We start from the raw sequence: 22,655 nt of genomic DNA, 5'->3' as shown, positions 1-22,655 counted from the left end.
TTCACGCCCACTTGGAGCTCTGCCATGTCCACCACGGAAACACCGCCGGCCACCGCGCCCGCGAACAGGACCTCGTTCGCCTGGCGCGGACTGTTCCTGCGCCTGCACTTCTACGCCGGCGTGCTCGTCGGCCCGTTCATCCTCGTCGCCGCGCTGACCGGTGTCCTCTACGCGCTGACCCCGCAGCTGGAGTCGTGGGTCTACTCGGACCAGCTGCGCGTTCCCGCGTCCGCGCAACAGCTCCCGTTGTCCGAACAGGTCAGCGCGGCGATGGCGACCGCGCCCGCCGGTGACCTCGTCGCGGTACGCCCGGCCGCCGAACCCGGTGACACGACCCGCGTGCTGTTCGCCGAGGAGGGCCTGGGCGAGTCCGAGCGCCGCGCCGTCTTCGTCGACCCCGGCACCGGGAAGGTGACCGGCGACCTCGTCGTCTACGGGTCCAGCGGCGTGCTGCCGTTGCGCACCACGCTCGACCAGCTGCACCGCAACCTGGCGCTCGGCGAGCCCGGCCGCCTCTACAGCGAGCTGGCCGCCTCCTGGCTGTGGGTGATCGCGCTGGGCGGTCTCGTCCTGTGGCTCACGCGGGCCCGCGGCAGCAAGCGCATCCGCAAGCACGGCCTGCTCGGCGTGTGGGTGCTGGCGGGCGCGCTGTTCCTGTCCGCGACCGGTCTCACCTGGTCGGCCTACGCCGGCGAGAACATCGGCACGCTGCGCGAGGCGTTCGGCTGGTCCACCCCGGCGTTGCAGGTCCCCGGCGGTGGTGAGCACTCCGGTCACGGCGAGCACACCGAGGCGCCGGCCGCCGACCCCGCGGACGTCGACGCCGTCCTGGCCACCGCGCGCGGGTGGGGCATCGACGCGGGCCAGGTCGAGATCGGGCTGCCCGCGGAGGGCGTGTGGAAGGTCACCGAGATCGAGAAGGGCCTCGCGAGCCACGGCGACGCGGTGGCCGTGCGGGACGGCTCGGTCGTGAGCTCGGTGCGGTTCGCCGACTTCCCGTTCATGGCGAAGATGACGCGGTGGGGCATCGATGCGCACATGGGCGTGCTGTTCGGCTGGCCCAACCAGCTGCTCCTGCTGCTGCTCGGCGGCGGGCTCGTCGCGCTGGTGGTCATGGGCTACCGGATGTGGTGGAAGCGCAGGCCGACCCGCGGGTTCGGCCGCCCGACGCCGCGCGGGCAGTGGCGCAAGGCGCCGCCGGTGGCACTCGTGGCGCTCGGCGTGGGCGCGGTCGTGGTCGGGTGGTTCGCGCCGTTGCTCGGGATCAGCCTCGTGGCGTTCCTCGTGGTGGACGCGCTGCTCGGGTTGCGGGGCGAGGAGAAGACCGCGGCGAGCTGACCCGCGGGACGGTGTGGTGCGCACCGGCACCACACCGTCCACAGTGGACAAGGCTTGCTTGATCTGGACATTTGCGGCATATTTGTCCCCAGGTGCGCCGGGAAGCCTGGTCGGCCCGCACGTCACAGCAGGTGGCGGCGGAGAGCTGACGAGGGGTGCGCACGATGACTCTGATCCCGCACGCCGTCCCCCTGAGCAACGACCCGCAGGTCGTGCGCGCGCTGGCCGGGCGCTGGCGGCGGACCCGGACGTTGCTGCTGTTCTCCGCGGGTGTGCTGCCCGCCGCGATCGGTGTCGTGTGCGTCGTGCTGGCCGGGATGACGTCGGCCGGGCAGCGGATCATGCCGTGGTGGTCGGCGATCCCGGCGGTGGCGGCGGCCGCGTGCGCCTGGGCGTTGCTGTCGTGGTTGCGGCGCAACGGGTTGAGCGACCCGCACTCGTGGTTGCCCGCGACCACGCTGATGACCGGGGCGCAGGTGGTGCTCGGCGTGCTGCCGGGGTCGGGGATCGCGTTGCGGCTCAGCCCTGGTGCGGCGGTCGCGGTGAAGGCGCTGTGCGCGGCGGGTGTGCTCGGGGCGGGCTCGGCCGGATGGCTGGCGCGGCTGGCGAAGCGGTCGTTGCTCGCGACACCGGTCGTGGAGCTCGGCGCGACGGCGTTCCCGCTCGTGCTGGCCGGTGGCGGGACGCGGGTCGTGATCGGCACCGACCGGGTCGACTGGCGGGCAGCGGGAGTCGACGCCGGAGTGGCGTTCGCCCGGATCGACGAGGTCACCGCGCGGGACGACGCGCTCGTGCTGCGGACGGCGTCCGGGACGTGGACGGTCCCGGTGCCGGACCCGGTGGGCGCGCGGGACCTGCTGCTGCGGCGGATGGCGTGGTGGCGGGAGCAGACCGAGGCGGCCGCGCAGCAGGAACGCGAGCGGTACCACGAGCTGTTGCGCGACCTCGGCGCGGTCGTCGGACGCGCGTCGACCGGACCCGTCAGCGTCACCGTGGACGCGAACGGTGTCACCACCGGCATCGCGCTCGACCCGGCCGCACGCGACCAGGACCCCGACGTGTTGTCGGCGTTGCTGATGGCGTGCATCGGCAAGGCACGCGCGGATGCCCGCAAACGGGTGCAGGACCTCGTGCTCGACCACGCCGCGTGACCCACCGGAAGTCGGTTGTCCTCCACGCCGGCGTCTCCGTACGTTCACGTCGACAACGGGAGATGGGGGCGACGCACCATGCGCAGACGTGACTTCCTCGCAGCGGCGGCCGGTGTTGCGGTCGTGGCGGCCAACCCGGCGAGCGCGTGGGCCGCGACGCGGCAGCGGCCGGGCGCCTCGCACCTGCCCGACCTCCACCTCGGCGACTTCCCCGTGGTGGCACAGGTCAAGGCCCGCAAGGCGCTCGAGCACCTGCGGGTGCTGAGCGACCGGATCGGCCCGCGCATCGGCGGCACCGCCTCCGAGCACCAGGCGCGCGACTACCTCGTGAAGGTGCTCAGGCAGCTGCGGTACCAGGTGACCACGCAGCCGTTCACCGTGCCGGACAAGTACCTCGCCGACGTCGTGGTGGACCGCGCGCGCTGGCAGGCGGGCGCGTCCCGGTTCGGCGCGCTCGGCGTCACGGTCACGGCACCGGTCGCCGACGTCGGCGACGGCAGCGCGTTGCCCGACCTGACCGGCAAGATCGCGCTGTTCGTCAACGCCCCCACCGGTTCCGCGCCGACGCTGGCCGCGATCGAGAAGGGCGCGGTCGCCGTCCTGCTCGGCCGCGTCTCGACGACCGCGAGCAAGCTGAGCGCGTTCTCCCCCACCCTCACCCAGAACGTCGCCGTGCCGGTGGTCGGTCTCGCCCAGGTGCACACCGAACGCCTGCGCGGCAGCACGGCCGAGCTGACGATCACCACGACCCACCACGCGAACCTGACGTCCTACAACGTGATCGCCGAACGCCCGGCCACGTTCCCGTGGCGCGACAACGGGGTCGTGATGGTCACCGCGCACTACGACAGCGTTCCGGGCTCGCCGGGCGCCAACGACGACGGCAGCGGCACGGTGCTGTGCCTGGAGCTCGCGCGGGTGCTGCGCCACCTGCCGACGAGCAGGACGCTGCGCTTCGCGTTGTGGGGCTCGGAGGAACAGGGCCTGCTCGGCTCCCGCCACTACGTCTCGCAGCTCACGCCGGAGGAGATCGCCCGCATCTCGGGCGTGTTCCAGAACGACATGGTCGCCACCAGCCACGACCCGGCCACGGCGTACTGGCTGCTGTCCGTCGACGGCGCCGACAACAACACCACGCGCGAGGTCCGCGCCGCCGCTCAGCGACTCGGCTACGACCCGCGCGTGCACGGCCCGGTGGCCCGCGGGTCCAGCGACCACGTGCCGTTCCACGAGAAGGGCATGGCGTCGGCGAACTTCAGCTGGCGCGGCGAGGGCGGTCCGCAGCTGCTGGAGCCGATCTACCACACGCCGGAGGACACGATCGCGGCCAACGTGAGCCTCGAACGCCTCCAGGTGTCGATGGAGCTGGTCGGCGCGGCGGCATACCGGCTCGCCACGCAGCGCTGAACGGTCCCGCCGCTGAGGCGGCACGGGGGCGCGCACCTCACGCCGGGGTGCGCGCCCGCGGTCATCCGCTCGGAACGGTCAGCCCGGTGGGCGTCCGCTCGCGCAGCCAGGCCGCGAACTCGTCGGCGGGCAGCGGGCGGCTCAGGCAGTAGCCCTGCACGATGTCGCACCCCAGCGCGGCCAGCGCGGACCAGGTCTCCTCGTCCTCCACGCCCTCGGCCACGACCTCGAGCTCCAGGTTGTGCGCGAGGCCGAGCAGCGAGCGGGTGATCGCCCCGCTGCTGGGGTCGGTGCGCATGTTCGTGGTGAACGACCGGTCGATCTTCATCTCGTGCACCGGCATCGTGCGCAGGTAGGCGATCGACGAGTAGCCGGTGCCGAAGTCGTCGATGGACAGCCGCACGCCGAGCTCGCGCAGCCGGCCGAGCACCTCGGTGGCGCGGTGCGGGTCGGCGATGATGGCGCTCTCGGTGATCTCCAGGGTGAGCGCGCCCGGCCGGCGGTCGTGCCGTGCGAGCAGGTCGAGGACCTGGTCGGGGAACGTGAGGTCGTGCAGGCACTGGGCGCCGACGTTGACCGAGACCGGCACCTCCTGCCCGGCCGCGTGCCACCGCCGGCACTGGTCGAGCGCGTGGTCGAGGACGTAGCGGGTGAGCGGTTCGATCAGGCCGGTCTCCTCGGCAGCGGGGATGAACCGGTCGGGGCCGAGCAGGCCCAGCCGCGGGTGCTGCCAGCGGCACAGCACCTCGGCGCCGCAGATCGTGCCGCTGCGCACGTCGGCCTTCGGCTGGTAGTGCAGCACCAGCTCGCGCTGGTCGATCGCCCGGCGCAGGTCGCTGATCACGGTCAGCTGGGCGGCGCTGTGCTCGTCCAGGCCCGGTTCGTAGGCCGTGGTGCCCAGGCGGTTGCGCTTGGCCGCGTACATGGCGATGTCAGCGTGTTTGAGCAGGTCGTGCGCGTCGGTCGAGTCGCTCGGGTACAGGGCGACGCCGATGCTGCAGCCGACCTCCACCGACAGGCCGTCGAGGTCGACGGCCTCCTCCAGGGCCCGGTGCACCTTGCCCGCCACGGCCAGCGCGTTCGCCGTGCTGCCGACGGCGGGCAGCAGCACCGCGAACTCGTCGCCGCCCAGCCGCGCCACGGTGTCGTCCCCGCGCACGGCGCTCGTCAGCCGGGTCGCGACGTGCTGGAGCAACCGGTCGCCGAACGCGTGGCCGAGGGTGTCGTTGATCGGTTTGAAGCGGTTGAGGTCGATCAGGAACAACCCGAGCGGGTCACCGGAGACCGCTGCCCTGCTGATCGCCTGTTCGGTCCGCTGCGTCAGCAACGTGCGGTTGGCGAGGCCGGTCAGCGCGTCGTGCGAGGCCTCGTGCTCGCTCTTCGCGGCCTGGCGCAGGATCTTGCGGCGGTGGCCGAGCAGCACGACCGCGCAGAGCGCGACCAGCCCCAGGTCGACCACGAACGCGACCAGCGCCGCGATCCGCAGCTGCCCGTTGTGGTGTTCGGCGTGCTTGAGGTACTCGGAGGTCTCCAGGCGCTTGAGCTGCACCACGGTCGAGAGCTGTTTGCGCAGCGAGACGACGGTGAGCTCGGCCTGGTCGGCCTTCAGCGCGGCACCGGTCGCGTCACCGCCGTCACCCAGGGCCACGACGTCGCGCAGCAGCGTCGTGTAGTCGCCGTACAGGTCGCCGACGATCCCGGCGGCGCGCACGTCGGCCGCGCCGCCGTTGTCGCCCAGCCACCGCAGGCTCTCCCCCGCCGCACCGGCCGCGCTGACCAGCGGCTGCCGCATCACCGGCGTGCCGGAGCGCAGGTAGTCGGACATGGCGTGGTCGGCCACGTCGACGTTCTGCACGACCTGGCCCCAGCGGTCGCTGGTCTCGTTGAGCTCGTGCAGGTGCGCGGCGGCGCGCTGGGCGCTCAGGCTCATCCACAGCGCGATCCCCGCGAGCGTGGCCAGGCCGATCACCAGGCTCACGACCGTCGTGTGCGCGGTCGTGCGGGCCTCGACCCAGGTGGACAGCATCACCGCGCCTCACGATCGGAACTCGTGCGAAGTGCTCATTGGTACGCAGCCAAAGGATGGCACGCAACCCGCGGACGGTGCTTTCCGGACCACTGGCGGTGATCGGCACCGACCCACTACCGTCTGGCGCTCGGCACACCCGACGATGGGGCTCACCAATGCTTTCGCCTGCCCGTGCCCTGCCGGCAGCGGTTCTCACCCTCGCACTGGTGGTGAGCGGGTGCACGACCGGGCAGACGTCCGATGATCCGCCGACCATCGGTTTCCTGTCGCAGAACACCTCGCGCGACTTCTCCCGCGAGATGAGCGACGGGTTCACCGCGGGCGCGCAGCTGGTCGGTGGCGTGCGGACCGAGACCACCGGCCCGGCCACGCACGACGGCCTGCGCCAGGTCGAGCTGCTCAGGGACCTCGCCACGCGGGCCAGGGGCGGCATCGGGGTGTCCGCGGTGGCACCGGAGCTGCTCGCGGGGCCGATGGCGCGGCTGGTCGAGCAGGACATCCCGGTGATCGCGGTCGCCGGCGGCCAGATCGCGCCGGGCGCCGACGTCGAGCTGCTCATCGAGAACGACAGCTACGACATGGGCCAGCTGCTCGCCGACGCCGCCGTGGAGCGGCTCCCGCCCGACGCCGCGGGCACCGTGGTGATCGGCAGCAACTCCCCCGCGATGCCCGCGCTGGACCAGCGGTCGGCCGGCATGCGGGCCCGGCTCACCGAACGGCTGCCGAAGCTGCGGGTGATGGGTCCGCTCGACACCGGCAGGGACGCGCAGGCGAACCTCGCGACCTGGCAGCGGGTCGTGGACGCGAACCCGGACGCGCTCGCGTTCCTCGGCGCCGGCGACGTCGACGCGGTGAACCTCGCCGCCGTTCACGCCGCCAGGGGCGCGCGGTGGCTGGCCGGTGCGTTCAGCGTGGACCCGAAGGCGCTGCAGGGCGTCAAGGACGGGCACCTGTTCGCGTCGGTGTCGGCGGAGCACTTCGTGAAGGGCGCGGTGGCCGGCTGGCTGCTCGCCGCGCACGCGAAGAACGGCCGCCCGCTGCCGGAAGGCTGGTTCGTGGCGCCGGGGCTGCTGGTGACGCGGGCCAACGTGGACCAGATCATCGCCCGCCAGTCGAGTCCCGAGGCGCGGCTCGACGCGGCACGGCCCCAGGTGGAGGCGTTGACCGCCCACGCCGAACGGCACATCCGGCCGCTGCACGAGGCTCGGTGAGCGGGGCACGCCGGCTGGACCAGGCGCGGTAAGCGCCTTCCACCGCCTGGTCCAGCGGCCGCGGCAGCACGGTGACAGGGGCGGAAGTCCCAGGTGAGCATGACTCGTCCGAGTCCCAGCCCTGGAGGTCCCATGATCAACCGCAGGACGCTCACCAAGTCCCTGGGTGCCGCACTCGCCATGTCCGCGACGGCTTCCGCGACGGGTTCCGCGACGGCAGCGGCCACCGAGCCGGCGACAACACCCGCCGGCCCCGGCCCGCACCGGGGCCGCCTGCTGATCAGGGGCGGCGCGGTGGTCACCGTCGACCCCGCGCTCGGCGTGCTGCCCCGCGGTGACGTGCTCGTCGAGAACGGCCGGATCGCCGCGGTCGGCCTCGGCCTGAAGGCACCGGACGCGCAGGTCGTCGACGCGACCGGCATGATCGTCGCGCCGGGGTTCGTCAACACCCACCACCACATGTGGAGCGCGCTGGGCCGCAACTTCGTGGCCGACGGCTTCCCGTACTTCGCGGCGAAGCGGGCCACGTCGGCGCTGTACGAACCGGCCGACCACTACCGCAGCGTGCTGCTCGGGCTCGCCGAGCTGGCGAACGCGGGCGTCACCACCGTCCACAACTGGTGCAACAACACGCGTTCCCCCGCGCACGCCGACGCCGAGCTGCGGGCGCACCGCGACGGGCTGCTGCGCGCTCGGTTCTCCTACGGCCACGTGGACCAGATGCCGCGGGACGTGCCGGTGGACCTGACCGACGTGGACCGCGTGCGGCAGCAGTACTTCGCGGGTGGCACCGCGTTCGACGGGCGCGTGCACCTCGGGGTCAGCGTGCGCGGGCTGTCGCAGAGCGATGAGAGCGCTTTCTTCGCCGACATGGACGCGGTGCTGGGCCGCGGGCTGCCGGTGTCGGTGCACGCGGGCCAGTCGCCGCCGCGGATCGTGGACGCCGCCGACTACGAGCGGCGCGGGTGGCTGGGGCCGAAGACGTTGCTGTGCCACTACGTCACGGCGCTCGACAGCGACATCGAGGTCCTGGTGCGCACCGCCACGCCGCTGAGCTGGGCGCCGCACTCGGAGTTCCGCCTCGGCGCGGCCGGTGACCCGAGGGCGGCGCTGCTGCGCATGAACGCGGCCGGGCTGCCGGTGTCGCTGTCGTCGGACGCCACGTCCATCGCGCCGCCGGACCCGTTCGAGACGATGCGGGTGGCCTGGACGACGGGAATCCCGTGGCAGGGCACGCCCACCGCGGACCTGCCGGAGATCGGGTTCCGCCGGGTGATCGAGATGGCGACGGTCAACGGCGCCCGCGCGCTGGGCCTGGGCGACGTCACCGGGTCGATCACCGTCGGCAAGCGCGCCGACCTCGTCCTGGTGCGCACCACCGACGTCAACATCGCGCCGGGTGGGCTGCCCGAGACCGCGCTCGTGCAGTCGGCCACACCCGCCAACGTGGACACCGTGCTCGTCGACGGGGAGTTCGTGAAGCGCGGCGGCCGGTTGGCCGGTTACGACGTGGACCGGATCGTGCGCGACGCCACGGCCTCGTCGCTGCGGATTCGCGCGGCGGCGGGCGGGGTGCTCACGCCTCCCGCCGGCTGACGCGGGGGCACGGAGGCGTTCACAGGGCGAGCACGGCGCGGGTGAACGCCTCCGGTGCGGACGTACCGAACCGCGGACCGATTCCGGTATGCGAACGGAATGAGCCATGAATAGCGAGAACGGTTTCCCCGCCGGACTCAGGAAGCCCGGCGGAGAAACCGTTCAGGTGTTCAGATTCGTGAAAAGGTCGGTCAGCGCTGCAGCGTCAGCACACCCGGCCGGTACGGCAGCTTGCCGTAGTCGCCACCCGAGCTCGGGTTGCGGCCCTGGTACAGCAGCTGCAGGTTGCAGGGGTCGATCGTCTTGGTCTGGTCGGGGTTGGTGCGGATCAGGTCACCGTGGCTGATGTCGTTGGTCCAGGTGGCACCGCTGTTCGCCTTGCCGGCGAACGGACGGCTCTCGGTGGCCGCCTGCGGCGTCCAGGAACCGCTGAGGCTGCTGGAGGTGAACGACCGGAAGTAGCGGCCGTTGGCACCGATCGCCTCGACGATCATCAGGTACTGGTTCTGGCCCTGGACCTTGTAGACCTCGGGCGCCTCGAACAGGTTGTTCGTCGTGTCGCTCATGACGGTCGTGTAGGAGGAGCCGAAGCTGCCGGGGAAGTTCCCGATGGGCATGACCTGGCGGTAGATCTTGCCGTTGTCGCCGGCGAAGAACAGGTACATGTTCTGGCCGTCACCGATGAGCGTCTGGTCGATGGGTCCCGTGCCGGAGCCGCTGATGCTCGCCGTGGAGAGCACCTGCGGCGACGACCACCCGTTCGGGTTGGTGGGGTCGCTCGACGTCCGGTAGGTGAACGCGGTGCCGCCCCACTGGTAGGCGAGCACCCAGATGTTCTTCGGGGCGAAGTAGATCAGCGTGGGCGCGACGGTGCCGGAGTTCATCGCGTTCTGGCTCGCCGACCCCATGTCCGACCAGTTGGTGAACGGGGTGAAGTTCATCGAGCCCCAGCTGGTCCCGGTGTCGTGCGTGGTGCTGTAGACCAAGTGCTTGCCGTTGATCATGACGTGGGTGAAGTCCTTGAGGGACACCCAGCCCTGCCGCGGCTGCGCCAGCGCGCCGGTCGAGGACCAGCGGTAGGTCGACGGCAGGGAGCACTGGCCGGGGTTGTTGCTCGTCGTGGTGGTGGGGCCGGTGTCGCCACCGACGCGCACGAGCTGCCACTGCTGGTTGGTGCCGCCCCAGTCGCTGTACTGCACGACGTTGCCGCCGTCGGCGGTGGAGGCGCCCTGGACCTCGACGGCCTTGCCGCTGTTGCGGTTGATCAGCCGCACGTGGCCGCCGTCGGAGTCCGCGAGGCGGAACTGCTGGTTGGTGCCGTTGAGGTCCGACCACTGGACGACGTTGCCGCCGTCCGCGGTCGAGAAGTTGTGGACGTCGAGCACCTTGCTCGACAGGCGGGACTTCACCCGGTAGTAGCCGTCGCCGGAGTCGACGAACTGCCACTGCTGCTGGTTGCCGTCGTTGCGGCTCCACTGGGTGATGCGCGCGCCGTCACCGGTGGCGAGGTTGTAGACGTCCAGCGCCTTGCCGCTGTTGCGGTTGACCAGCACGTACCAGGCGGTGGTGTCGACGGTCGCAGCCGACACGGGCGCCGCGTTGACCGCCACCAGCAACCCGCCGAGCAGCACGCCGATCACGGCGGTGACGCCGGCGGCACGGCGCCTGCGGGTCTGGGGAAGTGCGGTGGGCGGGTGATGGTCTGTCCTGACCACGGGCGTGCTCCTCTTCGTCGAGGTGTGGGCGAACTGCGGCACGGGCAACGTCCGAGCGACCTCTTGCGCCGAGTGGTCATCGCGCGCCCTGTGATGAAAGTGCCTCTATGTGAGCGTTCGACAATTCGACGACGACCCCGGAGACCGGGCTGTCTTCACCGCACATGTCGAACGCACACAGCAAACTCTGAGGCACGATCTGCGACTGGTCAAGAACCAATGTGAACGCTAACACGATCAAGCCCGCCACATCCTGCTGCTTTTAGCGGAAGCTAAAAGAACCCGCATTTCTTTAGCTTCCGTTAAAAGCGCGGAACCGCGAGGTGCGCGCAATTGCGCGGTGGCTACGCGCCCGCACCGCCGTCGACCGGCACCAGCGCACCGGTCACCATCGCGGCCCGGTCGCTCAGCAGCCACGCCGCCACCTCGGCGACCTCACGGGGCTGCGCCATCCGGCCCACCGGGATCGTGGCGGTGAGCTGCTCGACGACGCCGGGGGTCGCCGCCTCCCACTCGTCGATCATCGCCGTCTCGGTGCCACCGGGCGTGATGCCGTTGACCCGGATGCCCTCCCGGCCCCACGTCACGGCCGCGCTCTCGGTGAGGCTGTTGAGCGCGCGCTTCATGGCGCCGTAGGCGGGCAGCACGGGGTTCGCGCGGCGGCTGCCGATGCTGGAGGTGTTCACGATCGCGCCGCCGCCGTTCTTGCGCATGAGGGCGGCTTCGGCGGTCATCGCGGTCCAGTGGCCGCGGAAGTTGACCACGAACTGCTCGTCGATCGTCTCGTCGCTGGTCGTGTCGAGCGGGCCGGGCTGCTGCACCACCGCACCGTTGTTGAAGGCGCCGTCGAGCCGTCCGTGCAGCTGCTCGACCCGGTCGACGGCGGCGCGGATGCTGTCGCGGTCGGCGAGGTCCACCACGACCGCGTCGGCGACACCGCCCTCGGCGCGGATGCCGGTGACGACGCGGTCCAGGGCGTCGGCTCCGCGGGCGGCCAGCACGACGGCGGCACCCTCACGGGAGAACAGCCGGGCCGCTGCCTCGCCGATGCCGCGGCTGGCGCCGGTGATGAGCACGACCTTGCCGGTGAGCAGCCCGGCCGGAGTGGTGTCGGAGTTCGTCATGGCTCCAGCGTCGGGCCGCCCGCGCGCCGGAGGCAGGCACAGGCTGTACCACCCTGGGCCCGTTCGCGGCGCGGATACTCGGGGCATGGACAAGCAGCAGCTCGGCACGTTCCTGCGCAGCCGGCGCGCCCGGCTCCGGCCGCAGGACGTCGGTCTCCCGTCCGGCCCGCGCCGCAGGACCGCGGGCCTGCGGCGCGAGGAGGTGGCGGTGCTCGCGCACATCTCCACCGAGTACTACGTCCGCCTGGAGCAGGGACGGGCCCCGCGCCCGTCGGCCGAGGTGCTCGCCGGGATCGCGGGCGCGCTGCGGCTGACCGGCGCCGAGTCCGACCACCTGCACGTCCTCGCGGGCACCGCGCCCAGCCGCACGGCGGTGCACCGGCGCGACGTCCGGCCGAGCGTCCTCGCGTTGCTCGACCGGCTGCCGCAGACGGCCGGGATGGTGGTCTCGGCGGCGTTCGAGGTGCTCGCGTGCAACGACCTGATGGCCGCGCTGATGGAGGACTTCCGCGTCCTGGCCCCGCGGGACCGCAACCTCGCGCGCCGCGCGTTCCTCACACCGGGGCCCGCGCTGTACGGGGTCTCCGACGCGACGGAGTTCCGCCACCACGTCGTCATGCAGCTGCGCGCCACCCTCGCCCGGTACCCGGCCGACGTGGTGATCTCCGATCTGGTCGGTGAGCTGTGCGAGGGCAGCGCCGAGTTCGCGCGGCGGTGGGAACGCCACGACGTGCAGTCGCCGACCGTGCTCAGCAAGAGCTTCCGGCACCCGCTGGTCGGGAGGATCACCGTCGACTGCGACTCGCTGGCGCTCACCGACAGCGACCAGCACCTCGTGCTCTACAGCGCACCGGCCGGGTCACCCGACGCCGAGGCGCTGGCGCTGCTGAACGTGGTGGCGGCACAGGGTTTCGACACCAGCGACAGGGCCTGACCGGTCACAGCCTGCGGACCCGGCCGAGCCACGCCGCCAGCTCGACGGGCCCGTGCGCGGGCAGGCCGCGCTGCACGGCCACCGCGGAGATCTGCTCGGTGATGAACCCCTGGTAGCTCGCGGCCTCGACGCTCTCGACCACCCAGCCGTCGGTGAACGCCGCGGGGATCACGCCCTCGCCGATGCTGGAGCTCAGCCCCGGCGCGGCGTTGGAGTGGGCGAGGATGTGCACGAGCGCGCCGGGGTTCGTCAGCGAGTGCAGCACCTGTGCGTACGCCTGTGCGTGGTCCGAGTCGCCGTAGGCGCCGAACCCGTGGAACAGCGCCACGTCCACGACCGTGTCGAACCCGCCCGACAGGAACGGGTGGTCCTGCGGCCGCAGCATGTTCGCGACCTCGAACCGCGCCTCGGGCACGCCGCGTTCGGCCGCGGTGCGGCGGGCGTAGGCGATGGCGCTCGGGGACAGGTCGACGCCGAGGGAGTCGTAGCCGAGCTTCGTGAAGAGGGTGGTGTGCTCACCGGAGCCGCAGCCCGGTTCGAGGACGCGGCCGCGGACCAGGCCCTGCCGCTCCAGCTCGACGATCGCGGGCTGCGGCCCGCCGATGAGCCACGGCGCGGTCCCCTCGTCGTACATGAAGTTCCAGTACTCGGGGTCCGTGAAGCCGCGGGACTCGTCGGTCTTCTCGCTCTGTGTCATGGGCACAGTCTGATGAGCAGGACGGACCGGGAACACCAGGTGGAAACGATCCCACGCGGTTGCGCAGCATGGACCCCGCGCGGGGTCAGACCGCGGACCGCACGCGGGTCAGCACGGTGTCGAGGTGGTCCACCACGCCCTGCACCGACGACGGGTCCGCGACCGCGGCGACGTGCCCGTCCGGCCGGACCAGCACCAGCAGCGGGCCGTTCACCTGGTACCCGCGGTGGGCGGCCTCCTCCTCCGGCGGGATGACGTGGGTGGTGATCGCGGCGGTGTACCGGTCGTCGAGCCGTGCGGCCAGCCCGTCGGTGTCGAGGCCCTGCGCGCCGAACAGCAGCACGTGGTACCCGGCGCCGTGGGTCAGGTCCAGCACGCTGCTCGCCCCGTCCGGGGTGGGCCGGATCTCGGCGTACGGCGCGCGGTCGCCCGGCCGCAGCGGCCCGGTGCCGGGGCCGACCGCGGCCGAGCCCCGGTAGCTGATCCACAGCTGCGAGAACATGTGGAAGAACATCCGGCGGATCGGCGCCAGCCGGGACACCACGCCGACCACGCGGGTCGCCACGTGCGTGCGCATCCACACCGCCACCGCGCTGTTCCCGGTCTCCAGCTTGAACCCGAGGTCGGTGCGCTTGAGGACGGTCCGCGCGATGGGGCGGCGTTCCGACTCGTAGGTGTCGAGCAGCGACTCGGGCGCCTCGCCGTTGACGACCTGCGCGAGCTTCCAGGCGAGGTTGACCGCGTCGCCGACACCGAGGTTGAGGCCCTGGCCACCGGCCGGGTTGTGGATGTGCGCGGCGTCGCCCGCGAGGAACACGTTGCCGACGCGGAACTTCGAGGCGATCCGGCTGTGGAACCGGAACATCGACGCCCACACGACGTCCTTGAGCCGGGCGTCGACCTTGAAGTAGTTCTCGAACCACTGCTGCAGGTCCGCGGGCGGCAGCGGCGCGTAGGCCTCGTGCGTGGGGTTCTTCTGCGCAGGCGCCTGGCTCAGCTCCGGCGGCACCACGCCGAAGAGCCGGCAGCGCCCGGACGCCAGCGGCAGGATGCCGACGAAACCGCCGCGGGTCAGGTTGAGCCGCATCCCCCGCACGCCCAGGTCGACGTCGAGCGTGACGTCGGCGAGCATGCCCGCCTGGGCGTAGGTCTCGCCGTCGAACGACTGGCCGACGAGCCCGCGCACCACGCTGCTCGCCCCGTCCGCGCCGACCAGCCAGCGAGCCGTGATCGTGCGCCCCTGCACGGTGGTCACGGCGACCTCGGTGCCGGAGTCGGCCAGGTCCGCCACGGCGGTGTTCCACTCGACCTCGACGTGGTGCTCCTTCAACGCCTCCACGAGCACCCGCTCGGTCTCGAACTGCTCCAGCGCGAGCGCGTAGGGGAACCGGGTCTGGTCCGCGCTGCCCTCACCGGCGAGCGGCATGTCGCCCACGTGCCGGCCGGCCTCGTGGATCGCGACGTCGGTGATGGGCAGGCCGCGGGCGACGGCCGCCTCCGCGACCCCGAGCCGGTCGAAGTGCTCCAGGGTGCGGGCGTGCACGATCGCGGCACGCGCCTGTTCCACCGGGCCCGACCCGGCGTCGACCACCCGCACCCGCACGCCGTGCTGGGCGAGCATGAGGGCGGCGCAGAGACCGGTCGGTCCCGCGCCCGCCACCAGGACGTCGCAGTCGCGTTCGTCGCGCATCGGCTTCCTCGTTCACGTCGGCGAATGTGCGATCGCAGTATTGCGAGCTGCGCGGACGCACCACATCGCCCGCCGTGGAACGGGATCGGGGGGCCACCCTGCGCGAGCGCGCAGGTTCTCCGGCAGGTCCTTATCAGCGGACCGCCCGACGTCCGATGGTGGAGGCCGTCACGTCGTGGACCGCCGGAAGTCGAGGAACCTCAATGAGCGCCCCGGAAGCGTACTTTGATGACCTGGCCGAGCTCTACGAGCGGTTCACGGTGATCCGTGACGCCGCCACGAGCCCGGTGCGGTCGTGGCTCGTCGAGCAGCTGCCGGGAGGTCGCCGCGCGCTCGACGCCGGGTGCGGCAGCGGCAACAACTGCGGCCTGCTCGCGAGCCGGTACGACGAGGTGGTCGGCGTCGACCTGTCGCAGAAGATGCTCGACATCGCGGCCACCAAGCGGACGCGGGTGCCGGTGCGCTACGAGTGCCGCAACGCCGTCGACCTCACGCCCGAGCGCGACGGGCAGTTCGACCTGGTGATGTCGGTCAACGCGGTGTTCCACATGGGACCCGCCGACGAGGTGCTGCCCGTGCTGCGCGCCCTCGTCGCCCCCGGCGGCCGGCTCGTGGTGGTCGACGTGACCCAGCCCGACGGTGCCGCGGCGCCGAGCGAGCAGAGCGCCTACGCGTTCGAGACCGGCAAGATCATCTACGACGTGTCCGGTGACGTCGACGCCGCGTGCGACTCGGTGCGGATGATGCTGCACCCGCGCTGGCTGGAGATGAGCGCCGCCGCGATGCCGCTCACGGACACGGAGTTCCGCCTGCAGTACGAGAAGGCGCTGCCCGGCGTGCGGATCACGAAGGACCTCATCCCGACGATGAGCGCGGTCGTCTGGGACAACGCATGAGCGTCTTCGACCTGCCCCGCCTGCACTTCGCGGGCTCCGCCGTCACCCGCCTGCCCACCGGGCCGCGCGCGGGGTGGCTGGACTTGGAGAGCAACCGGGCCATCGACGCCGACGGCGTGTTCGACACCGACCGCCCGGTGCAGGACTACTACGACTTCCTGGGCGAGTCGAAGGGCCACAACTTCGAGGGCAACGGCCACTTCTGGGTCGACGCGGAGGTCGTCGGCACGGAGCTGGCCGCCGGTGAGGTGGGCGCGGACGACCTCGTCGTCGGCCGGCAGCTCGACTTCTGGGGCCACTTCTGCGACTACACGGCGGGCACGGCGAACCGCTCGCGGGTCTTCGACGTCGACCCCGCCTCCAACTGGACCACCACGCTGATGGTCGGCCAGCTCGCACTCGGCCGGTCGGGGCGCTCGCACGACGTCCCGTATCTGGTGACCGGTGACGTGAACGGCCTGTGCCCGCCGCGCTGGAACCAGTTCCACACCGTGCTGCACCAGTTCGTGGTGGACAAGACCGAGGGCCTGCACTGGCTCGACGGCGCAGCGGACTCCCCCGCGCTCGCCCGGTTGCGCGCGGTGGCCGAGGACGACGCCGACGGCCTCGTGGTGCAGTTCTCGATCACCGACATGAAGCCCACCGGGGTGGGCCAGCCGGACGTCTGGCGGCTGCGCGGGACGATCGCGCCCTGGCGCCGCCACGAGCTGCGCACCTCCCCCGCCGGACGGCTGCTCACCGCGCGCACCACCGGGTCCGCGCTGCCCAACGCCTCCGTGCACCTCACCGAATCGCACGTCACCGCGAATTTGGTCACCGCGTGGTCGCGGACCGGCCTGGAGGTGCGCACGGCGTCGGGCACGCTGCTCGCCACGATTCCCCCCGCCGAGGACGCGCGCACGTCCGGCGTGGTCGTGGTGTCCAGGGTGGACGGTGGCACCGGCGACCCGGCCGAGCCGCTGGTGCTCACCGCGCCCGACGGCACCGTCCTGTCCCGCGAGGAGGAGGTCGTCGTCGAGTCCGACGAGGCCGCGCTGTTCCTGGAGCACGAGAACACCGGGACCGGCGAGGACCACGCGGTCGAGATCCCGGTCCGCTCCTACGTGCGCGGCGCACCGGCCCGCGTCGACCGCATCCACGTCGAGCAGCACGTCAACCCGGCCGCGCTGCCGTTGGCGCAGGACCGCGACACCGCGCAGCTCGTCGCGTTCCTGCCGGCCGGCCAGTCCGAGTACCGGCCCGACCTGGTGCTCTCGACCGACGAGCACGGTCGCAGCACCATCACGCTCAAGGGCGTGCGCGGCGGTGCGACGAGGGTGCTGCTGCGCCCGGAGACCACGCCGGAACCGCGCGGCACCACGGCGGCCGAGCGCTACGACAACAACGACGAGCAGGGCTACTGGTCGGCGGTCGGGTCCGTGGCCGTGCGGGTGCTGCCGGACCACTGGCACCTCGACGACCTGCCCGACGAGGAGATCACCTTCCCCACGCTGTACCGGGAGGCGCTCGCCTACTACGAGCTGCAGTACTCGTTCATGCGCTCGGAGGTGCTGAGCCTCGCCGACGAGTTCAAGGTCGAGCCCTACGCCCGGCTGATCTGGCACGTGTCCGCGCCCGAGCACAAGGGCAAGACGTTCTACATGCCGCCGACGCGGGACATGAGCGCGCCGCAGATCCGCCTGATGCTGCGCTACCTGCTCGCCGACGACGACCGGCGGCAGACACCGCCGACCTTCGTACCCCAGCAGCGCAAGCTCGGCACCATCACGACCAAGGACCAGCTGCTGCACGCGCTCCACCAAGCCGCGGCGATCGAGCTGGCCACCATGGTCCAGTACCTCTACGCGGCCTACAGCGTGCCCACGCACGGTGCCGGCCGGAAGCTGGTCGAACGCGGTGAGTGGACCGAGGAGCACCTGCTCACCGCGTGCGGCGAGGGCACCGAGACGTGGAACAACGGCATCCGCGGCAGCCTGATGTCCGTCGCCCGCGAGGAGATGATGCACTTCCTCGCGATCAACAACATCCTGATGGCGATGGGCCGGCCGTTCCACCTGCCCAAGCTCGACTTCGGCACGTTCAACAGCCAGGTGTGCGTGCCGCTGGAGTTCTCGCTGGAGCCGTTGAACCTCGCGAGCGTGCAGCGGTTCGTGGCACTGGAACAGCCGCACGACCTGATCGACGACATCGAGGGCAACGACTCCGCGGTCCTGCGCGCGGACGGCGAGCCCTACCAGTACGGGTCGCTGAGCGAGCTGTACGCGGCGATCCGCGAGGGCGTCCAGGCCGTTCCCGGCGTGTTCCTGGTGAAGAAGGGCCGCGGCGGCGGTGCGCACCACCTGTTCATGCGCGAGTCGGTGAACGCGGTGCACCCGGACTACCAGCTGGAGGTCGACGACGTCGCGAGCGCCGTGTTCGCCATCGACTTCGTCACCGAGCACGGCGAGGGCGGGCACATCCCCTCGACGCTGCCGGAGGAGGAGTCGCACTTCGACACGTTCCTGCGGATCTCGGAGCTGCTGATCGCGGAACGCGCGAAGGGCCCCAACGGCCGCAAGATCCCGTGGAACCCGGCCTACCCGGTGATGCGCAACCCCACGCTGAAGCCCGGCAACCCGGCGATGGACCACATCACCCACGAGCCGGCCCGCATCGCGGTGAAGGCGTTCAACCGGTCGTACTTCCTCGCGATGCAGCTGATGGTGCAGCACTTCGGCTACAGCCCGGACAAGTCGCTGCGCCGCTCGCGGCTGATGAACTGGTCGCTGGACATCATGACCGGTGTGCTGCGGCCGCTGGGCGAGCTGGTCGTCACGCTGCCGTCCGGGCGGCCCGGCCGCACCGCGGGACCGTCGTTCGAGCTCGACTCCACCCCGGAGTACATCTCCCGGCCCGACGTCGCTGTCGAGTGGATGGCCCGCGAGTTCCACGAGGTGGCCGACCTCGCCCGCAAGTGCGTCGGCTTCGGCCTCACCCCGACCGTCGCCGACCTGCTCGCCTTCATCGGCGACTCGTTGCGCACCATGGACCTGAAGGACCTGTGATGGCCGAGACGACGACCGTGTGCATCGCGGGCGGAGGCCCGGCCGGTGCCGTGCTCGGGCTGCTGCTCGCCCGGTCCGGTGTGGACGTCGTGGTGCTGGAGAAGCACGCCGACTTCCACCGTGACTTCCGCGGTGACACCGTGCACCCCGCCACGTTGCAGATCCTCGACGAGCTCGGCCTGATCGAGAGGTTCCACGAGCTGCCGCACCAGAAGGTCAGCACGATCGGCGTGGTGCAGGACGGCAAGCGGATCGACATCGCCGACTTCCGCCGGCTCCGGGTCCCCTACCCGTACATGGCCTTCGTGCCGCAGTGGGACTTCCTGGACCTCATCACCGCAGAGGCCAAGCGGTACCCGGGGTTCCGGTTGCTGATGAAGACCGAGGCGCTGGGCGTGGTGCGGTGCGACGGCCGGGTGGCGGGCCTGCGCGTGCGCGGCCCCGAGGGCGAGCGGGAGATCCGCTCGACGCTCGTGGTCGCGGCCGACGGGCGGCACTCGGTGATCAGGCGGGACGCGGGGTTCGAGCCCACGCTGATCGGCCGCTCGCTCGACGTCATCTTCTTCCGGATCTCCCGCAGGGACACCGATCCGGACGAGGGCATCTGCGTGCGGATCGGCAACGGCAAGATCTTCGGCGCCACCGACCGCCGCACCTACTGGCAGATGTCCTACGAGACGTCCACCGGCGGCATGGACAGGGTGCGCCGCGAAGGCCTCGACAAGTTCCGCGCGGACCTCGCCGAGCTGGTGCCGTTCCTCGCCGACCGGGCGCACGAGGTGTCCTCCCTGGACCAGCTGAGCCCGCTGGAGGCGCGGATCGACCGGCTGGAGCGCTGGCACGAGCCCGGTCTGCTGTTCATCGGCGACGCCGCGCACGCCATGTCCCCGGTCGCGGGCTTCGGCGTGAACCTCGCCGTGCAGGACGCGGTCGCCACCGCCAACATCCTCACGGAGGCGTTGCTGCGCAAGCAGAACGGAGAGCCCTTCGACGACGGGCTGCTCGCGCGGGTGCGCAAACGACGCAAACGCGCCGTCGCGTTGTCGCAGGGACTGCAGCGCGCCACCCAGAAGTTCGGCATCGACGAGGCGCTCGACGGGTCGGGCCAGCCGCCCGCCCCGAAGGTCTTCGAGAAGCTCGGCGTCGCCCAATGGCTGATGAGCCGCGTCATCGGGCTCGGATTCCGGCCAGAACACGTTCGCACCCAAGCCGCAGCGCCGGAGGAGACCGCCCGATGACCGCACCGGGAATGCCACCGCAGGCACGGATGATGCAGATGATCACCGGGTACTGGGTCACCCAGATCGTGCACGCCGTCGCCGACCTCAAGCTCGCCGACCACCTCGCCGACGGTCCGCTGACCGGCGCGGAGATCGCGGAGCTGATCGGCGTCGACGCGGGCACGACCACCAGGTTGCTGCGCGCCTGCGCAGCACAGGGGCTCGTGACCTACGACAACGGGAAGTTCCTCAGCACCCCGTTGCTGGAGACGCTGCGCGAAGGGGCGCCGGGGTCGTTCCGCGACATCGCGATCGTGCACGGCTCACCGGGGCACTGGCTGTCCTGGGGCCGGTTCCCGGACGCCGTGCGCGCCGGCGAGCCGCAGACCGGTGCCGCGCTGGGCAGTGACATCTGGACCTACTTCCAGGCGAACCCGCGGGAGTGGGAACGGTTCTCCAGCTCCATGTCCGAGCTGACCGACGGGCTGTCGCGGGAGATCGGCGACCTGCTCGACACCACCGGTCTGACCACGGCGGTCGACGTCGGCGGCGCGAACGGCGCGTTGCTGCACCCGCTGCTGAGGGCGAACCCGGAGCTGCGGGGCGTCGTCTTCGACCTGCCGACGGTGGAGCCGACCGCGGTGGCCGAGGCGGAGAAGGCCGGTCTCGCCGACCGCTGCACGTTCGCCGGCGGCTCGTTCTTCGACGCCGTCCCGGAGGGCGACCTGTTCCTGCTCAAGGCCGTCCTGCACAACTGGGACGACGACGCGTGCGTCGAGATCCTCACCAACTGCCGCAGGGCGTTGCGCCCCGGCGGCCGGGTGGTCGTCGTCGAGATGCCGCTCGGGCCGATGGGCGAACCGGGCTTCGCCCCGCTGCTCGACCTCGGGATGCTCGCCGTCAACTCCGGCCGCGAGCGCGACCTCGACCACTACGACGCGTTGCTGCGGCGGTCGGGCCTGCGCCGGGTCGAGGTCACGCCGACCTCGTCACCGCAGAGCCTGATCCACGCCGTCGCCCAGTAACCACGAACCGGAGGACTGACCGAAGATGTTGAAGAACGTAGTTGTCGTCGGTGGCGGCACGGCCGGCTGGATGACCGCCTCCTACCTCACGGCCGCCTTCGGCGACCGGGTCGACGTCACGCTCGTCGAGTCGGCCCGCGTCGGCTCGATCGGCGTGGGCGAGGCGACGTTCAGCACGGTCCGGCACTTCTTCGAGTACCTCGGCCTGGAGGAGAAGGAGTGGATGCCCGCGTGCAACGCGACCTACAAGCTCGCCATCCGGTTCGAGAACTGGCGTGAGCCCGGACACCACTTCTACCACCCGTTCGAGCGGCAGCGCGTCGTGGACGGCTTCCCGCTGACGGACTGGTGGCTGCGCGAGCGGAAGTCGGACCGCTTCGACAAGGACTGCTTCCTGGTCGGCACGCTGTGCGACGACCTGAAGTCGCCGCGGCACCTCGACGGCGAGCTGTTCGAGGGCGGCTTGGGCGAGCGCAGCACGTACCGCACGACCCTTGCCGAGCAGACCACGCAGTTCCCGTACGCCTACCACTTCGACGCCACGCTGGTCGCGAACTACCTGCGCGACTACGCGGTCGCGCGGGGTGTGAAGCACGTGCTGGACGACGTGCAGGACGTGGCGCTGGACGACCGCGGCTGGATCAGCCACGTCGTCACCAGGGACAACGGGAACCTCACCGGCGACCTGTTCATCGACTGCACCGGTTTCCGCAGCCTGTTGCTGGGCAAGGCGTTGCAGGAGCCGTTCGAGTCCTACCAGTCCTCGCTGCCCAACGACAGCGCGGTCGCGTTGCGCGTGCCGCAGGACATGGAGAACCGCGGGCTGCGGCCGTGCACGACAGCCACCGCGCAGGAGGCGGGCTGGATCTGGACGATCCCGCTGTTCGACCGCATCGGCACGGGTTACGTCTACGCCAGCGACTACACCACGCCCGAGGAGGCCGAGCGGACGCTGCGCGCGTTCGTCGGCCCGGCCGCGCAGGACGCCGAGGCCAACCACATCAGGATGCGCATCGGCCGCAGCCGCCGCCACTGGGTGAACAACTGCGTCGCGATCGGGCTGTCCAGCGGGTTCGTCGAGCCGCTGGAGTCCACCGGCATCTTCTTCATCCAGCACGGCATCGAGCAGCTGGTGAAGCACTTCCCGGACGCGCGCTGGGACGACGGCCTGCGCACCGCCTACAACAGGCTGGTCAACAACGTGATGGACGGCGTGCGCGAGTTCCTCGTCGTGCACTACTACGCCGCCAAGCGCCAGGACAACCAGTACTGGAAGGACACCAAGACCCGGCCGCTGCCCGACGGGCTGGCCGAGCGGCTGGAGCGCTGGCAGACCCGGTTGCCGGACAACGAGTCCGTGTTCCCGCACTACCACGGGTTCGAGTCCTACTCCTACGTGTGCATGCTGCTCGGCCTGGGCGGGCTTCCGCTGAAGTCCTCCCCCGCGCTGGGCCTGATGGACCCGTCGTCGGCCCAGCACGAGCTCAAGCTCGTCGCGGAACAGGCCGCGGAGCTCGCACGGACGTTGCCCACGCAGTACGAGTACTTCGCGCAGCTGCACCAGGCGAGGTGACGGCG

16 protein-coding genes are annotated in these 22,655 nt (G+C 71.4%); 11 read left to right on the top strand and 5 right to left on the bottom strand.

Translation table 11 applies throughout. From position 1 onward, the window contains the following. The first annotated feature begins 24 nt into the window (after positions 1–24). The 3 genes from ACZ7CH_RS08115 (at position 25) to ACZ7CH_RS08105 (ending at position 3,896) form a co-directional block, all read left to right on the top strand. Positions 25–1,338, top strand: coding sequence for a PepSY-associated TM helix domain-containing protein (locus ACZ7CH_RS08115; RefSeq protein ID WP_470373417.1), 1,314 nt, complete (start codon positions 25–27; stop codon positions 1,336–1,338). A 164-nt stretch (positions 1,339–1,502) separates the two neighbouring features. Continuing rightward, complete coding sequence (locus ACZ7CH_RS08110; RefSeq protein WP_360387720.1) at positions 1,503–2,489, top strand: YbaB/EbfC family nucleoid-associated protein; 987 nt, start codon at positions 1,503–1,505, stop codon at positions 2,487–2,489. A gap of 78 nt (positions 2,490–2,567) precedes the next feature. After that, positions 2,568–3,896, top strand: coding sequence for a M28 family peptidase (locus ACZ7CH_RS08105; RefSeq protein ID WP_360387717.1), 1,329 nt, complete (start codon positions 2,568–2,570; stop codon positions 3,894–3,896). 61 nt (positions 3,897–3,957) lie between these two features. Here ACZ7CH_RS08105 and ACZ7CH_RS08100 read toward each other — a convergent pair whose 3' ends face one another. Then, positions 3,958–5,922: a putative bifunctional diguanylate cyclase/phosphodiesterase gene (locus tag ACZ7CH_RS08100; protein WP_360388371.1), complete on the bottom strand. Its 1,965-nt coding sequence runs from the start codon at positions 5,920–5,922 to the stop codon at positions 3,958–3,960. Positions 5,923–6,131: 209 nt separating this feature from the next. Here ACZ7CH_RS08100 and ACZ7CH_RS08095 point away from each other — a divergent pair, with 209 nt between their 5' ends. Further along, positions 6,132–7,136: a sugar ABC transporter substrate-binding protein gene (locus ACZ7CH_RS08095; RefSeq protein ID WP_360387714.1), complete on the top strand. Its 1,005-nt coding sequence runs from the start codon at positions 6,132–6,134 to the stop codon at positions 7,134–7,136. A gap of 132 nt (positions 7,137–7,268) precedes the next feature. Beyond that, a complete protein-coding gene (locus ACZ7CH_RS08090; RefSeq protein WP_360387712.1) occupies positions 7,269–8,732 on the top strand; it encodes an amidohydrolase family protein in 1,464 nt (487 codons plus the stop codon). 191 nt (positions 8,733–8,923) lie between these two features. Here the strand turns inward: ACZ7CH_RS08090 and ACZ7CH_RS08085 are convergent, their stop codons facing one another. Both ACZ7CH_RS08085 and ACZ7CH_RS08080 read right to left on the bottom strand, forming a co-directional pair. Continuing rightward, positions 8,924–10,447: a non-reducing end alpha-L-arabinofuranosidase family hydrolase gene (locus ACZ7CH_RS08085; protein WP_458433176.1), complete on the bottom strand. Its 1,524-nt coding sequence runs from the start codon at positions 10,445–10,447 to the stop codon at positions 8,924–8,926. A 344-nt stretch (positions 10,448–10,791) separates the two neighbouring features. Further along, positions 10,792–11,571, bottom strand: coding sequence for an SDR family NAD(P)-dependent oxidoreductase (locus ACZ7CH_RS08080; protein ID WP_360387709.1), 780 nt, complete (start codon positions 11,569–11,571; stop codon positions 10,792–10,794). 85 nt (positions 11,572–11,656) lie between these two features. Between ACZ7CH_RS08080 and ACZ7CH_RS08075 the strand changes: the two genes are divergently transcribed. Beyond that, positions 11,657–12,505, top strand: a complete 849-nt coding sequence (locus tag ACZ7CH_RS08075) for a helix-turn-helix transcriptional regulator (protein ID WP_458433177.1) — start codon at positions 11,657–11,659, stop codon at positions 12,503–12,505. Between the two features lie 4 nt (positions 12,506–12,509). On the opposite strand, the gene ACZ7CH_RS08070 is transcribed toward ACZ7CH_RS08075, so the two are convergent. After that, positions 12,510–13,202: a class I SAM-dependent methyltransferase gene (locus ACZ7CH_RS08070; RefSeq protein ID WP_458433178.1), complete on the bottom strand. Its 693-nt coding sequence runs from the start codon at positions 13,200–13,202 to the stop codon at positions 12,510–12,512. A gap of 85 nt (positions 13,203–13,287) precedes the next feature. Then, on the bottom strand, positions 13,288–14,892 hold the full coding sequence (locus ACZ7CH_RS08065; RefSeq protein WP_360387702.1) for an FAD-dependent monooxygenase: 1,605 nt from the start codon (positions 14,890–14,892) through the stop codon (positions 13,288–13,290). Between the two features lie 203 nt (positions 14,893–15,095). Between ACZ7CH_RS08065 and ACZ7CH_RS08060 the strand changes: the two genes are divergently transcribed. The 5 genes from ACZ7CH_RS08060 to ACZ7CH_RS08040 are packed head-to-tail and all read left to right on the top strand — an operon-like array spanning position 15,096 to position 22,650. Continuing rightward, positions 15,096–15,788, top strand: a complete 693-nt coding sequence (locus ACZ7CH_RS08060; RefSeq protein WP_360387699.1) for a class I SAM-dependent methyltransferase — start codon at positions 15,096–15,098, stop codon at positions 15,786–15,788. Continuing rightward, positions 15,785–18,832, top strand: a complete 3,048-nt coding sequence (locus ACZ7CH_RS08055) for a ferritin-like domain-containing protein (protein WP_470373416.1) — start codon at positions 15,785–15,787, stop codon at positions 18,830–18,832. Before ACZ7CH_RS08060 ends, ACZ7CH_RS08055 begins: the two co-directional genes overlap by 4 nt. Next, complete coding sequence (locus tag ACZ7CH_RS08050) at positions 18,832–20,070, top strand: FAD-dependent oxidoreductase (RefSeq protein WP_470373415.1); 1,239 nt, start codon at positions 18,832–18,834, stop codon at positions 20,068–20,070. The genes ACZ7CH_RS08055 and ACZ7CH_RS08050 overlap by 1 nt, the downstream gene beginning before the upstream one ends. Beyond that, positions 20,067–21,077: a methyltransferase gene (locus tag ACZ7CH_RS08045; protein ID WP_470368488.1), complete on the top strand. Its 1,011-nt coding sequence runs from the start codon at positions 20,067–20,069 to the stop codon at positions 21,075–21,077. Before ACZ7CH_RS08050 ends, ACZ7CH_RS08045 begins: the two co-directional genes overlap by 4 nt. 25 nt (positions 21,078–21,102) lie before the next feature. Beyond that, the gene (locus tag ACZ7CH_RS08040) at positions 21,103–22,650 is read left to right on the top strand and encodes a tryptophan halogenase family protein (RefSeq protein WP_360387689.1); all 1,548 of its coding nucleotides are present in this window, start codon (positions 21,103–21,105) and stop codon (positions 22,648–22,650) included. Positions 22,651–22,655: the final 5 nt, after the last annotated feature.

Source organism: Lentzea sp. NPDC037011, assembly GCF_055607425.1.
This window is presented reverse-complemented; position numbering and strand designations above follow the sequence as displayed.

Excerpts from the sequence above, each read along its gene's own strand:
- ACZ7CH_RS08115 (WP_470373417.1), top strand. The coding sequence starts at position 25 with ATGTCCACCACGGAAACACCGCCGGCCACCGCGCCCGCGAACAGGACC.
- ACZ7CH_RS08110 (WP_360387720.1), top strand. The coding sequence starts at position 1,503 with ATGACTCTGATCCCGCACGCCGTCCCCCTGAGCAACGACCCGCAGGTC.
- ACZ7CH_RS08105 (WP_360387717.1), top strand. The coding sequence starts at position 2,568 with ATGCGCAGACGTGACTTCCTCGCAGCGGCGGCCGGTGTTGCGGTCGTG.
- ACZ7CH_RS08100 (WP_360388371.1), bottom strand. The coding sequence starts at position 5,922 with ATGCTGTCCACCTGGGTCGAGGCCCGCACGACCGCGCACACGACGGTC.
- ACZ7CH_RS08090 (WP_360387712.1), top strand. The coding sequence starts at position 7,269 with ATGATCAACCGCAGGACGCTCACCAAGTCCCTGGGTGCCGCACTCGCC.
- ACZ7CH_RS08080 (WP_360387709.1), bottom strand. The coding sequence starts at position 11,571 with ATGACGAACTCCGACACCACTCCGGCCGGGCTGCTCACCGGCAAGGTC.
- ACZ7CH_RS08075 (WP_458433177.1), top strand. The coding sequence starts at position 11,657 with ATGGACAAGCAGCAGCTCGGCACGTTCCTGCGCAGCCGGCGCGCCCGG.
- ACZ7CH_RS08070 (WP_458433178.1), bottom strand. The coding sequence starts at position 13,202 with ATGACACAGAGCGAGAAGACCGACGAGTCCCGCGGCTTCACGGACCCC.
- ACZ7CH_RS08065 (WP_360387702.1), bottom strand. The coding sequence starts at position 14,892 with ATGCGCGACGAACGCGACTGCGACGTCCTGGTGGCGGGCGCGGGACCG.
- ACZ7CH_RS08060 (WP_360387699.1), top strand. The coding sequence starts at position 15,096 with ATGAGCGCCCCGGAAGCGTACTTTGATGACCTGGCCGAGCTCTACGAG.
- ACZ7CH_RS08055 (WP_470373416.1), top strand. The coding sequence starts at position 15,785 with ATGAGCGTCTTCGACCTGCCCCGCCTGCACTTCGCGGGCTCCGCCGTC.
- ACZ7CH_RS08050 (WP_470373415.1), top strand. The coding sequence starts at position 18,832 with ATGGCCGAGACGACGACCGTGTGCATCGCGGGCGGAGGCCCGGCCGGT.
- ACZ7CH_RS08045 (WP_470368488.1), top strand. The coding sequence starts at position 20,067 with ATGACCGCACCGGGAATGCCACCGCAGGCACGGATGATGCAGATGATC.
- ACZ7CH_RS08040 (WP_360387689.1), top strand. The coding sequence starts at position 21,103 with ATGTTGAAGAACGTAGTTGTCGTCGGTGGCGGCACGGCCGGCTGGATG.